The 13,498-nt window shown below is 72.4% G+C and carries 9 protein-coding genes and 1 pseudogene; 9 read left to right on the top strand and 1 reads right to left on the bottom strand.

The window, feature by feature from the left end:
- Positions 1-58 precede the first annotated feature (58 nt).
- Both IF64_RS0104820 and IF64_RS0104815 read left to right on the top strand, forming a co-directional pair.
- Positions 59-991, top strand: a complete 933-nt coding sequence (locus tag IF64_RS0104820) for an SGNH/GDSL hydrolase family protein (protein WP_246134725.1) — start codon at positions 59-61, stop codon at positions 989-991.
- A gap of 47 nt (positions 992-1,038) precedes the next feature.
- Positions 1,039-2,409 (top strand): replication-associated recombination protein A, encoded by a 1,371-nt coding sequence (locus tag IF64_RS0104815; RefSeq protein ID WP_030530778.1) that lies wholly within the window; start codon positions 1,039-1,041, stop codon positions 2,407-2,409.
- On the opposite strand, the gene IF64_RS0104810 is transcribed toward IF64_RS0104815, so the two are convergent.
- A complete protein-coding gene (locus tag IF64_RS0104810) occupies positions 2,410-4,503 on the bottom strand; it encodes a phosphocholine-specific phospholipase C (protein ID WP_030530777.1) in 2,094 nt (697 codons plus the stop codon).
- A 387-nt stretch (positions 4,504-4,890) separates the two neighbouring features.
- Here IF64_RS0104810 and IF64_RS0104805 point away from each other — a divergent pair, with 387 nt between their 5' ends.
- The 7 genes and pseudogenes from IF64_RS0104805 to IF64_RS0104775 all read left to right on the top strand — a co-directional run bounded on the left by IF64_RS0104805 (position 4,891) and on the right by IF64_RS0104775 (position 13,473).
- Positions 4,891-5,295 (top strand): DUF948 domain-containing protein, encoded by a 405-nt coding sequence (locus tag IF64_RS0104805; protein WP_030530776.1) that lies wholly within the window; start codon positions 4,891-4,893, stop codon positions 5,293-5,295.
- Positions 5,292-5,564: pseudogene (locus IF64_RS27860) on the top strand (hypothetical protein); the annotation flags it as partial. The gene IF64_RS0104805 and the pseudogene IF64_RS27860, both read left to right, overlap by 4 nt.
- A gap of 309 nt (positions 5,565-5,873) precedes the next feature.
- A complete protein-coding gene (alaS, locus tag IF64_RS0104795; protein ID WP_030530774.1) occupies positions 5,874-8,537 on the top strand; it encodes an alanine--tRNA ligase in 2,664 nt (887 codons plus the stop codon).
- Positions 8,534-9,025: a Holliday junction resolvase RuvX gene (gene ruvX, locus IF64_RS0104790; protein WP_030530773.1), complete on the top strand. Its 492-nt coding sequence runs from the start codon at positions 8,534-8,536 to the stop codon at positions 9,023-9,025. The genes alaS and ruvX overlap by 4 nt, the downstream gene beginning before the upstream one ends.
- Before the next feature lie 632 nt (positions 9,026-9,657).
- On the top strand, positions 9,658-11,319 hold the full coding sequence (mltG, locus tag IF64_RS0104785; RefSeq protein ID WP_051757468.1) for an endolytic transglycosylase MltG: 1,662 nt from the start codon (positions 9,658-9,660) through the stop codon (positions 11,317-11,319).
- On the top strand, positions 11,309-12,160 hold the full coding sequence (locus tag IF64_RS0104780) for a shikimate dehydrogenase (RefSeq protein WP_084705647.1): 852 nt from the start codon (positions 11,309-11,311) through the stop codon (positions 12,158-12,160). The genes mltG and IF64_RS0104780 overlap by 11 nt, the downstream gene beginning before the upstream one ends.
- Before the next feature lie 113 nt (positions 12,161-12,273).
- A complete protein-coding gene (locus tag IF64_RS0104775) occupies positions 12,274-13,473 on the top strand; it encodes an endonuclease/exonuclease/phosphatase family protein (protein ID WP_030530770.1) in 1,200 nt (399 codons plus the stop codon).
- Positions 13,474-13,498 lie beyond the last annotated feature (25 nt).

Below are 13,498 nucleotides of genomic sequence, written 5' to 3'. Positions count from 1 at the left end.
CGCACGCCGTTACCCGCGGCTCACCGCGGGTGCGCACCGGCGCGCGATCGTGCCGGGTGTGGCGATCGACGAGATTTCGCAGACCCACCGCCCCGCGACCCCCGTTCCCGCCCAACCCGCCGTTCCCGATTCGCCCGCTGTGCCCGCTGGGCCCGAACTGCGTCCGGTGCGCAGGTTGGCCGTGCTCGGCGACTCGACCGCCGTCGGGCTCGGTGATCCGCTGCCCGGAGGGCGGTGGCGGGGTGTCGGCCCGCTCGTCGCGGCCGCGTTGGGTGTCGAGCCCGACGCGTACGTCAACACCTCCTTCACCGGCGCCCGGGTGCGCTGCGTGCGCACGGTGCAGCTGCCCGCCGCGCTCGAGCACACGCCCGATGTCGCCGTCGTGATCGTCGGGATGAACGACACGCTGCGGTCCGACTTCGACCCCGCGGCGCTGACCGCCGACCTGGACGCGACCCTCTCCGCGCTGAGGGACGCCGGGGCGTTGCCGGTCACGATGCGCTACCACGACCACGGCCGGGTGTTCCGCATGCCGGGGCCGTTGCGCCGAGCCCACGCCGCGCGGGTGGACGCGCTCAACCGCGTCGTCGACACCGTCGTGGCCCGCCACGACGCGGTGTGCGTCGACCTCGACCAGGTCCCGGGCGCCTACGACCTGCGGGCGTGGAGCGTCGACCGGCTGCACCCTTCGGAGTTCGGCCACCGGCTGCTGGCACGCGGCGTCACCGACGCGGTGGGCGTCCGCGGATACGCGGTGCGCGAGCCGGTGTCGCTGACCTGCGCGGGCGGTGCCCGTTCCAGCACGGTCGACCACGTGGCCTGGCTCGTCGGCAAGGGCGTGCCGTGGCTGTGGCGCCGCGGACGCGACCTGGTGCCGTACGCCGCGGGGATCCTCGTGCGCGGTCTGTTGCGCAGGGACCGCGCCCCGGAACCGGATCAGCCGCTCGCCGAGGTGTGGGAACCCGACGGGTGGGAGCCCAGGACCGTCTGAGCCCGGCGGCGCCCGGATCGTCACCCCGGCCGGATACCGTCGGAGGTGTGCAGCAAGACGAACTGTTCACGGTGAACGAGGACGTGGCCCCGCCTCCGGTGTCCGACGAGCCCCATTCCCCGCCGCAGCCCCCGCCCGGCTCGCCGCTGGCCGTGCGTATGCGGCCCCGGACGTTGGACGAGGTCGTCGGCCAGCAGCACCTGCTCGGGGACGGCGCACCGCTGCGCAGGCTTGTCGAAGGGGCCGCACCGGCCTCGGTGCTGCTGTACGGACCGCCCGGCACCGGCAAGACGACGCTCGCCAACCTCGTCTCGACCGCCACCGGCAGGCGGTTCGTGGCGCTGTCGGCCCTGTCCGCGGGCGTCAAGGAGGTGCGCGGGGTCATCGAGGAGGCCCGGCGGCGCCGCAAGTACAACTCCGAGGACACGGTCCTGTTCATCGACGAGGTCCACCGCTTCTCGAAGACCCAGCAGGACGCGCTGCTCGGCGCCGTCGAGGACCGCACGGTGCTGCTCGTGGCCGCGACGACGGAGAACCCGTCGTTCTCGGTCGTCTCGCCGCTGCTGTCGCGCTCGCTGGTGCTGCAGCTGCGTCCGCTGACCGACGACGACATCGCCGGGCTCGTCGACCGTGCGCTCACCGACGAGCGCGGCCTGGGCGGCACCCTCGAGCTCACCGACGACGCGCGGGCGCACCTGATCCGCCTCGCCTCGGGGGACGCCCGGCGCGCGCTGACGGCCCTGGAGGCCGCGGCCGACGCCGCGAGCGTCACCGACCACGGCGTCATCGATCTGGAGACGGTCGAGGCGACCGTGGACAAGGCCGCCGTGCGCTACGACCGCGACGGCGATCAGCACTACGACGTGATCAGTGCCTTCATCAAGTCGATTCGCGGCTCCGACGTCGACGCCGCGCTGCACTACCTGGCCCGCATGATCGAGGCGGGGGAGGACCCGCGGTTCATCGCCAGGAGGCTGGTGGTGCATGCGAGCGAGGACATCGGCATGGCCGATCCGACGGCGCTGCAGTCCGCCGTCGCCGCGGCGCACGCGGTCCAGTTCATTGGCATGCCCGAGGGCAGGCTCGCGCTGGCGCAGGCCACCGTGCACCTGACCACGGCGCCGAAGTCGAACGCCGTCATCGCCGGGATCGACGCCGCCCTGTCGGACGTGCGCGGCGGCGGGATCGGGACGGTGCCGCCACATCTGCGCGACGGGCACTACGCCGGTGCCGCGAAACTCGGCCACGCACAGGGCTACCGCTACCCGCACGACGTCGCCGAGGGCGTCCTGGCGCAGCAGTACCCGCCCGACGAGCTCGTCGGGCGGGACTACTACAACCCCACGTCGCGCGGCGCGGAGCGCACCCTGGCCGAACGGGTGCCGAAACTGCGGCGCACGATCCGCGGCGGCTCCTGATCAGCCGCCGCTCACCCCGGGCCGCCCGTTCTCGACCCTCGCGGTGAGGCTGCGCAGGAACGAGGGATCCGCCTCGGTCGTGACCTCGACGTCGTACCAGCCGCGGTGCGTACGCCACGGCACCTCGACCGACCGGCCCGCGCCGACCACGACGAACCGGGTCGCCGGGGCGTGGTGGCGGGAACGGAGGCGGAACGTCAGCCGTTCGGTGCCGTGGTTGGTGATCGTGAGTTCCATGCCGAGGCGCCGCGGCAGGGCCCGCGAGGTGACCTCGACGCCTGCCGCGGCGCCCTGCGCGTCCCCGCGCAGCTCCCACCAGGCGCGGTTCGGCCCCTGGACCACCACGCGGTAGTCGTTCCCGGACGGGGACAGGTGCACGGTGTGCTCGCCCCGGACGTCGTGGTGCGCGGGCTCGTCCAGTTCGCCCGCGTACGGGTAGATCGCGAAGTGGGCCGATGCGGACCCGGTGTTGCGCAACCGCACCGCCAGCGTGCCGTCGGCCCACCGGCCGGAGACCGAGGGCTGGTAGGGCAGCGCCCTGGCGGGGCGGGTGCCGGGTTCGGCCGTCGGCATCACCTGCTCGTCCGGGACCTCTGGGTGCCACCGCGGCACCGGTTCCGGCACCGGCCCCGGCGCGGACACCCGTGGTGGCCGCGCCTGCCTGGCGAAGTCGAACGCGTTCGTCAGATCACCGGCCACGGTGCGCCGCCACGGGCTGATGCCGGCTGCCTCGACGCCGGTCCAGCGCTCCAGCAGGCGCAACACCGACGTGTGGTCGTACGCGGTGGAGTCCACGAATCCGCCCACCGTCCACGGCGACACGATCGTCATCGGCACCCGGGGCCCGAAGCCGATGGGCCGTCCGGCGAACCGGTCCTCGTCGCCGGCGCCGCCACCGACACCGGCACCGTCGGACGGGGGTACGGGCGGCGGCACGTGGTCGAAGTAACCGTCGTTCTCGTCGAAGTTGATCAGCAGCGCGGTGCGCTCCCACGTGCGCTCGTGGGAGGCCAGTACGTCGAGCACGTCGTGGATGAGGCGGGCACTCTCGAGCGGCGTCGAGGCGCTGGGGTGCTCCGACGCGGTCGACGGCGGCACGAGCCAGGTCACCGCGGGCAGGGTCCCTGCGGCGACGTCGGCGCGGAGCCGGTCGACGAGGGTGCCGGGCTCACTGCGGTACACCGCGCGGTCGAACAGGCTGCGTTCGGCAGGGGACAAGGTGGCGAGCCCGGCCTCGAGCCGGCCGAGGAGCCTCCGCCGCTCGGGTTCGTCGGCCTCGGCCACGACGTCGTAGAACTCACCCGCGGTGCGGAACTCGCCGTCCACCGCGGCCAGCGCCTTCGACGCGACCCGCTTGAACGGGACGAAGAACTCCACGGCGTTGTCGGTGAAGTTGTCCCACTCCTGGTAGATCCGCCACGACACGCCCGCCTGCTCGAGCGCCTCGGGATAGGTCGGCCAGTCGTAGCCGGTGTGGTCGTACTCGTAGGCGTCGTTGCCGACGGCCCGTCCACCGGTGACCGGTTCGATGCCGGTGGTGCCCGTCCAGAGGTAGTTCCGGTTCGGGTTGGTGGAGCCGAACACCGAACAGTGGTAGGCGTCGCAGACGGTGAACGTGTCGGCGAGTTCGTACTGCAGCGCCAGGTCGGCGCGGTCGTAGTAGGTCATCGTCGCCGGCGTCTTCGCCGGGATCCACCCGTCGTTCCACCCCCGCGCCCATGCGGCGCCGCTGCCGTCCCAGCTGTGGTCCAGGTCGTCGAGGTACTGGATCTCGCCCGGTTCGCGGCCCTCCCTGGCGGCCTGCTTGCGCAGCGAGAACGGCAGTACGGGGGACCCGCCCGCCCGCGGCTGGGCGAACACGGGGCCGCCGCCCGGCAGTTCGAGCGGGTGCGCGTCGGAGAATCCCCGCACCCCGCGCAGCGCGCCGAAGTAGTGGTCGAACGAGCGGTTCTCCTGCATGAGCACCACGACGTGCTCCATGGCGGCGAGTCCGCCGGTGCGCATGGGCCTGGCCAGTGCGGCGTGCACCGACGGCGGGACCATCGAGGCGGCGGCACCGGCCGCGCCTGCGGCGAGCACGCCGCGGCGGGACACTGCTGAGGTGAGCCCTCGCCGAGAGGACTGGGCTGGCTGCGGGTGGTGTGGGTGGCTTGGGTGCTGTGGGCGCTGCGGGCGCTGTGGATGTTGCGGAGATCCGGAGGAGGACGGCATGTGCTCACCGTCGTCCGTCGACGTCAACCGGCGATGATCGACAGCTGACGCGTGGCCCACGAGCGGGCGACCGTCGTGGGAGATCGCCGTGGGTCGTGGGAGATCGCCGTGGGAGATCGTTGCGGGCGACACGCCACGCGGGGTCTCGGCGAGGGCCGCCAGGGTGACGGGGGCGACGCACGGTAGCCTCACAGTCCCATCGGTCCCCACCCACGACCCGATGTGACGACCGATGTGTTGTCGCCATCGATCCATGAATGAGGAGGGCACGTGTCGGCAGGGCAGATCGCCGCACTGGTCGCCGCGGGCGCCTTCGTGCTGCTGGTGTTGTTCTTGGCGATCGCGCTGGTCAAGCTCGGCCGCACGCTCGACGAGGCCACGGTCGCCATCCGGAAGGCCCACGAGAACACCGATCCACTGCTGCACGGCGCCAGCGACACCATCACGCACGTCAACACACAGCTCGAACGCGTCGACGGCATCACGTCCAACGCGCAGACCGTGACGGGCAACGTCTCGGCGCTGTCGTCGGTGTTCACCGCGACGCTCGGCGGCCCGCTCGTGAAGACGGCGGCGCTGTCGTACGGCATGAGCAAGGCCATCAAGGCGCGGCGTGCGGCGAAGGCCGAGAACGGCAAGCACTCGCTCCGGCGTGGGAGGAAGAGCAGGAAATGAAACGCGTCTTCTGGCTCGGGGTCGGCGTGGCCGCGGGGGTCGCGCTGTCCCGCAAGGCCAGCGAAACCGCTCGTCAAGCCACTCCGGCGGGGTTAGCCTCGAACGTGGGAGACGCCGTGCGAGAGCTCGCAGGCGCCCTCGGCGCGTTCGGAGCCGACGTGCGTGCCGGAATGTCCGAGCGGGAGCAGGAACTGAACCAGATCGTGCAACGGCCGGTGACCCCGGCGCGGCCCCCGGAGGCAGGTGCTCGTCCGGCCCAGGCCGCGCGTCCACAGCCGCAGCGGGCGCCGCAGCAGCGGCCTGCGCCGCGGTCCGGCGCGCCCGCGACCGGTCCGGTGCGTGCCGAGCAGCCCCGCCGGGCCCAGGGTGAGCGTTCCGCCGCGACCCGCAGGGCGCGAGCTCCCCGGGCGGAGGGCTGAGCCGCCGGGAACACTCCCGCGCACAGCAGGCGAGCCCTTCGCCGTCTTCGCCCGTTCCGGCCCAGCGCCGGCCGCCGCACGCGGCCGGACGTTCGACACGGCGGCCGGGGCCCCGGTGCGGCCCCACATCCGTCCGCCACATCCTGCGAGGAAGCTCCAGTGGAAACACACGAAATCAGCAAGCGGTTCCTCGACTACTTCGAGGGCCACGGCCACACCCGCGTGCCCAGCGCGTCGCTGATCCTCGACGATCCGACGCTGCTGTTCGTGAACGCGGGCATGGTCCAGTTCAAGCCGTACTTCCTGGGCGAGGTGCCGCCTCCGTACCCGCGTGCGACCAGCGTGCAGAAGTGCGTGCGTACCGGGGACATCGACGAGGTCGGCAAGACCACCCGGCACAACACGTTCTTCCAGATGGCAGGCAACTTCTCGTTCGGCGACTACTTCAAGGAAGGCGCCATCGAGCGTGCGTGGGGCCTGCTCACGTCGTCGCAGGACGCCGGCGGCCTGGGGTTCGACCCCGACCGGCTGTGGGTGACCGTCTACGAGCACGACGCCGAGGCAGCAGGCCTGTGGCGGGACATCACGGGGATCCCGTCGGACCGCATCCAGGTGCGGGACGGCAAGGACAACTACTGGGACATGGGTGTGCCGGGCCCCGGCGGGCCCTGCTCCGAGATCTACTACGACCGCGGGCCGGAGTACGGCCGGGACGGCGGTCCGGTGGTCGACGAGGACCGCTACCTCGAGATCTGGAACCTCGTGTTCATGCAGGACGTCCGCGGCGAGCAGAGCCCCAAGCTCGGACATCCGCCGATCGGCGAACTGCCGCAGAAGAACATCGACACCGGCATGGGCATCGAGCGCGTGGCGTTCCTGCTCCAGGGCGTCGACAACGTCTACGAGACCGACCTCGTCCGCCCGGTGATCCAGCGTGCCGAGGAGTTCTCCGGCCGCCGCTACGGTGCCGACCACGCCGACGACGTGCGGTTCCGCGTCATCGCCGACCACGCGCGCTCCGGCGTGATGCTGATCGGCGACGGCGTCACGCCCGGCAACGAGGCCCGCGGCTACGTGCTGCGCAGGTTGCTGCGCCGGATCGTGCGCGCCGTGCGCCTGCTGGGCGTGCACGAGCCGGTGCTGCCGGAGTTCGCGAAGGTCGTGCGCGACGCGATGTCGCCGTCCTACCCGGAGATCGCCCGCGACTTCGACCGCATCAGCGACGTCATGCGCCAGGAGGAGGAGACCTTCCTGGCCACGCTGACCAGCGGGTCGCGCATCTTCGACCTGGCCGCCGAGGAGACCAAGCGGTCCGGCGGCTCGATCCTGGCCGGGGACAAGGCGTTCCAGCTGCACGACACGTACGGCTTCCCGATCGACCTGACCCTCGAGATGGCGGCCGAGCAGGGCCTGTCGGTCGACGAGGAGGGTTTCCGCACCCTCATGGAGGAGCAGCGGCAGCGCGCCAAGGCCGACGCGGCCTCCCGCAAGACCGGCCACGGCGACCTGTCGGTCTACCGCCGGCTGCTCGAACAGCACGGCGAGACCGACTTCCTCGGCTACACCGATCTGCAGGCCACGGCCCGGGTGGTCGGCCTGCTGGAGGACGGCGCGCCCGTGCCGGTGGTCGGCGAGGGCCGCAAGGCGGAGGTCATCCTCGACCGCACGCCGTTCTACGGCGAGAGCGGTGGTCAGATCGCCGACACCGGGGTGCTGGTGGGCCACGGGGTCGAGGTGAAGGTCACCGACGTGCAGAAGCTCGTGCCGGGACTGTTCGTCCACCGCGTCGAGGTGACCGGAGGTGAACTGGCCGTCGACACCGAGCTGACCGCGTCGGTCGACGAGACGCGCCGCCGGTCGATCGCGCGGTCGCACTCGGCCACCCACCTGGTGCACGCCGCGGTGCGCGGTGCCTACGGCAAACGCGCCGCGCAGGCCGGTTCGCTCAACTCTCCCGGTCGCATGCGCTTCGACTTCACGACCGCGGGGTCGGTGTCGTCCGACGTGCTCACCGAGGTCGAGGAAGAGGTCAACGACTACCTGCAAACCGACGTCGAGGTCGCGGCCTACACCACGACGAAGGACAAGGCCCTCGAACTGGGCGCCATCGCCCTGTTCGGCGAGAAGTACGGCAACGACGTGCGCGTGGTCGACATGGGCGACTACTCGCGTGAGCTGTGCGGTGGCACGCACGTCGACCGCATCGGCGAGCTGGGTCTGGTCAAGCTCGTCTCGGACGCCTCGATCGGGTCCGGTGTGCATCGCGTCGAGGCGCTCGTCGGGACCGACGCCCTGCGGCACGTCCGCAAGGAACAGCTCCTGGTGTCCCAGCTCGCGGGCACGTTGAAGGTGCCGACCGAGCGGATCCCCGAGCGGATCGACGACGTCCTCTCGCGGCTGCGCAGCGCCGAGAAGGAGATCGAGCAGCTCAAGACCCAGCAGGTGCTCGGCTCGGCGGGATCGCTGGCCGACGCCGCCGAGGAGATCGGCGGCGTGTCGCTCGTGGCCAAGCGGCTCGACGGCGGCATCGACGCGGGTGGCGTGCGTGCGCTGGCGGCGGAGGTGCGCAACCGGCTCGGTTCGCGTCCCGGCATCGTCGCGCTGTTCGCGCCGACCGACGACGGCAAGGTCAGCTTCGTCGTCGCCACGACCGCGGCCGCGCGCGAGGCAGGCCACGCCGCGGGCAAGCTCGTTCCCTCGTTCGCCGAGGCCGTCGGCGGGCGCGGTGGCGGCAAGCCGGACATGGCCCAGGGCGGTGGCAGCAACCCCGCCGGTATCGACCAGGCGATCGCCGCGCTGCGGAACGCCCTCGCGAACGGGTGAGTGAGATCCAACCGGACCGGCCCGGGATCGACGATCCCGGCGCCGGCCGTCGGCTTGCCGTGGATGTCGGATCCGTACGGGTCGGCGTGGCGCTGAGCGATCCCAGTCCGATCCTGGCGACTCCGCTCGTTACCCTCACGAGGGATCCGGAGGGGGATACCGACATCGGCGAGCTCGTCTCGCTCGTCGCCGAACACGATGTGGTCGAGGTGATCGTGGGACTCCCGAGGACGTTGGCCGACCGGCACGGCACCGCCGCCGAGACCGCGGCGGACTACGCAGGCCGGCTCACCGACCGGATTTCCGTTCCCGTGCGCCTGGCCGACGAGCGGCTGACCACGGTCACCGCGAGTCGCATGCTCTCCCAACGCGGAGTGAAGGGGAAGAAGCAGCGTGCCGTCGTCGACCAGGCGGCCGCGGTGGAGATCCTCCAGGCGTGGATCGATGCGCGCAGCTCCGCGATCGCGAGGGGAGCGGGCCCCGCATGACGACCCCACACGACGGCGGAGACCCGCGGTCCCGCCCGCCGCGCCGTGCCCAGGCCGCCGAACCGCCCGCGCCGGGCGACGGGGCGTGGTTCGACGACCGCGTCCCCGCCGACGAACCGCCACGGCCGGAGCTGCCCCGAAGGGAGCGGCCGGGGCGGCCACCCGCCGCCCGGCGCCCGGTGAACGACCAGCGGGCAGGCGATCCGCCCGCCCGCGAGCCTGGTCCCGGTCATGCCCGCGACCAGGGCCCGCCCCCGGGGCCGCCGCCCAAGCACCCCCGCAGGCAGCCGCTCCCCGAACGGCGCCCGCGGCACGCGGCCCCCGACACGCCCGCCCCGGGAGCACCGGCCCCCGAACCCGGTATGCCCCCGGCGGCGAGACCGCAGGCCCGGCCGAGGCCCCCCGCCGCCAGGCCGGACCAACCCCGCCCCGACCTTCCCCGACCCGAGGCACCCGACCAGGACGCACTGCGTCCGGATCCGCGCGCAGGTGGACCGAGACATCCCGACCATCCGCCGTCGCGGCCCGCGATGCCCCCGGTGCCGCCTCCGCCGGCCGCGCCCGGCCCGGCTCCGCATTCGGCCTCCCGGCCGTCGATGCCGCCGGTGCCGCCTCCCGGTGAGGAACGCGCGATGCCGGAGCGGGGCCTGCCCGAACCGCCGCCGGGGCCGCGTCGCGGCGCCAGGCGCGCACTCCACCCGAACCACGGCGTGGACGCCGACGAGAGCCCCACGCAGACCTTCGCCCTCGGGTCGGTCGCCCACGGCCTGGACGGCCACCCCGACCCGTACGACGAGACCGACGACGCCATGAACCGCGACCACCGTTACGACGACCGCCACGCCGACCGCAGACACGGCGTCCCCTACGACGACCAGTACGACCCCGAGTACGGGTCCGGGTACGCCGACCCGCGTTTCGACCGGGCCCCGGACGACAGGGCCCCGGACGATCGGACCCCGGATGACTGGGGCCGCGGCGACGAACGCGGTGACGACGGGCTGATCGACGAGCTCGGCGCCTACGACGCCTACGACGAGTACGGCGAGTACGACGAGGGCGACGACTACGGCGACTACGACGCAGAGGACGACGATCGGCGCGGTGGCGACCGCGCCGAACCGGCCTACATCCCCGGCGGCCCCGACGACGAGGAACCCCCGCGGACCCGGCGTGGCCGCGGCAGGCGTGCGTTCCGCTGGATCGCCGCCCTCGCCGTGCTGGCGCTGCTCGCGGGCGGCGCCTACATCGGAGCGCGTGAACTGCTCGGCTTCGGTTACGAGGACTACGAGGGCACCGGCGACAGGGACGTACTGCTGCACGTCCAGGACGGCGACTCCACCAGGACGATCGCCAACAAACTCGACAAGCTCGACGTCGTCGCCAGCTCCTCGGCGTTCGTCGCGGCCAGCGAGGACGACCAACGCGTGCTGTCCATCCAGCCCGGCTACTACGTGGTCAAGACGAAGGCCTCCGGCGAGAGTGCCGTCGAGACCCTGGTCCAGCCCGACGCGCGCGTGGGCCAGGTCGAGATCCGCGCGGGCACGCGCCTGTCGGACAAGGGCAGCGGCGACGAGGTGCAGCCCGGGGTCCTGTCCCTGCTGTCGCAGGCCTCGTGTGCGGAGCTGAACGGCGAGAGCACCTGCGTCAGCCCGGAGGAGCTGCAGAAGACCATCGCCTCGACCGACCTGACCGAGCTGGGCGTGCCCGAATGGGCGGCCGAACCTGCGCAGAAACACGACGCGCAACACCGGCTCGAAGGCCTGATCTCGCCCGGCGTGTACGACGTCGAACCCGGCTGGGACGCCAAGCGGATCCTCACCGAGGTGCTGTCGACGTCGGCCACCCGGATGGAGGCGGCGGGCCTGCCGAACGCGGCGGGCGCGACGGGCTACTCGCCGTACGAGATCCTGATCATCGCCTCGATCATCGAGGGCGAGGGCGTGCAGAACGACTTCAGCAAGATCGCCAGGGTCATCTATAACCGGCTCGACCAGGACATGCCGTTGCAGATGGACTCGACGATCAACTACGTGCAGAAGGACCCGAACATCCGCACCGAGTCGCGGTGGCGGTCGCAGCCGGGGCCGTACAACACCTACCTGAACCCGGGCCTGGTGCCGACCCCCGTCGGAGCGCCCAGCACCGACGCGATCACCGCCGCCGAGGAGCCCGCCGACGGGCCGTGGACCTACTTCGTGGTGTGCGAGAAGAACGGCCTGTCGTGCTTCAGCGACAACCACGCCGAGCACGAACAGAACGCGAAACGGGCACGGGAGAACGGTGTCTACTGACCACGCGCGCCGCGCCGCCGTGCTCGGCTCGCCCGTCGACCACTCGTTGTCGCCGGTGCTGCACCTGTCGGCCTACCGCGCGCTCGGCCTGCCCGACTGGACCTACGACCGCATCGAGATCGACGCCGACGGGCTGCCCGGATTCGTCGACGGGCTCGGTCCCGAGTGGGCGGGCCTGTCGGTGACGATGCCGGGCAAACGCGCGGCACTGGCCCACGCCGCCGAGGTGACGCCCCGCGCGCAGGCCGTCGGTGCGGCCAACACGCTCGTGCCGGTCGGCGACGGCTGGCGGGCCGACTGCACCGACGTCGACGGCGTCACCGGCGCGTTGCGGGTGGCGGGTGGCTACGACGGCGGCACCAGGGCGGTCGTGCTCGGCGCCGGTGGTACGGCCGCCGCGGCGGTGGTCGCGTTCGCCGATCTCGGGGTGACGTCGGTGCGTCTGGTCGTGCGCGAGCCGGCGCGGGCAGGCGAGACGACCGAGGCGGCGCGCCGCGCCGGACTCGACGTCGACGTGCTCCGCTGGTCCGAGGTGGACATGGCGGCGCTGACGGCCGACACGGACGTCCTCGTCAGCACCGTGCCCTCGGAGGCGCTCACCGCGGACCTCGAGGCGATCGCCGGGGTCGGCTGCGTGCTCGACGTCATCTACCACCCGTGGCCGACTCCGCTCGCCGACGCGGTGGCCGCGCGCGGCGGGCGGATCGCCACCGGCCTGGACATGCTGCTGCACCAGGCGTTCGGCCAGGTCGAACAGTTCACCGGCCGGACGGCTCCGCGCGAGGAGATGCGCCGGGCCCTGCGTGAGGCCACCGGCGGCGTGCTCGAACTTCCCGTCTAGACCGGCGCGGCCGACGAACGGTGGGTCGTTGCCCGAAAGCCTCCCGGAGTTCACCTGTCACTCGTAAGGTGGGCGCCGACTTCTGGGAGGTAACCGTGCGTCGATCGCGTTGGATGTCCGTGTCCGTCGGCCTGGCCCTGTCGGCCGGCCTGGCCGTGTCGCCCGCCGCGGCGAACACCGCCCAGCCGGAAGAGCGCGGCGGTCCGCAGGACGTGCGGTTCGCGACGTTCAACGCCTCGCTCAACCGCGCCGCCGAGGGCGAACTGCTCACGGATCTGTCCACACCGGACGACGAGCAGGCACAGAAGGTCGCCGAGGTCATCCAGCGCAACCGGCCGGACGTCCTGCTGATCAACGAGTTCGACTACGTCGCAGGCGGCGCCGCGGCCGACGCGTTCCGGGACAACTACCTCGAGGTGGGCCAGAACGGCGCCGAGCCGATCGACTACCCGCACGCCTACACCGCGCCGGTGAACACGGGCGTGCCGACCGGGTTCGATCTCAACCGCGACGGCAGCACCGACGGGCCCGACGACGCCCACGGGTTCGGCGACTTCGAAGGCCAGTACGGCATGCTCGTGCTGTCGAAGCACCCGATCGACACCGACGGCGTGCGGACGTTCCGGAACTTCCTGTGGAAGGACATGCCCGGCGCGACGCTGCCGAGTGACCCGGCCACGCCCGACGAGGGCGACTGGTACTCCGACGAGATCCTCGACGTGCTGCGGTTGTCGTCGAAGTCCCACTGGGATCTGCCGATCGAGATCGGCGGGCGCACCGTGCACTTCCTCACCGCCCACCCCACGCCGCCGAGCTTCGACGGCGAGGAGGACCGCAACGGCACCCGCAACCACGACGAGATCCGGTTCTGGGCCGACTACGTCACGCCGGGCAAGGGCGACTACATCTACGACGACGACGGTGTCCGCGGCGGCCTCGACCCCCGCGAACGGTTCGTCATCGCCGGTGACTACAACGCCGACCCGCACGACGGCGACAGCGTCGATGCGGCCGCGACCCAGCTGCTCGACGCACCGCGCGTGCGTGACACCCGCCCGGGCAGCGTCGGCGCCGTGGTGGCCGGCCGACAGGAGGGCGGCGCCAACGACGACCACGTCGGCCCGGCATGGCTCGACACCGCCGACTTCGCCGCCGAATCACCCGGCAACCTGCGGGTCGACTACGTCCTGCCGTCCCGCGGACTGATCCCCCGCGGCGGTGGCGTGTTCTGGCCCGTGCCCGGTACCGAGCTGGCCCGCCTCAACGACGCCTCCGACCACCACCTGGTGCGCGTGGACCTGCTCGTGCCGTGACCCGATCGGCAGGCCCGACGCATTA

Origin of the sequence: Prauserella rugosa (assembly GCF_000719975.1) — a bacterium.
Classification (GTDB): Bacteria; Actinomycetota; Actinomycetes; order Mycobacteriales; family Pseudonocardiaceae; genus Prauserella; species Prauserella rugosa.
The sequence above is the reverse complement of the archived record's forward strand: the minus strand, read 5'-3'. Positions and strand labels throughout refer to the sequence as shown.

Coding starts and splice junctions, on each gene's coding strand:
- IF64_RS0104775 (WP_030530770.1), top strand. CDS start 12,274: ATGTCCGTGTCCGTCGGCCTGGCCCTGTCGGCCGGCCTGGCCGTGTCG.
- mltG (WP_051757468.1), top strand. CDS start 9,658: ATGCCGGAGCGGGGCCTGCCCGAACCGCCGCCGGGGCCGCGTCGCGGC.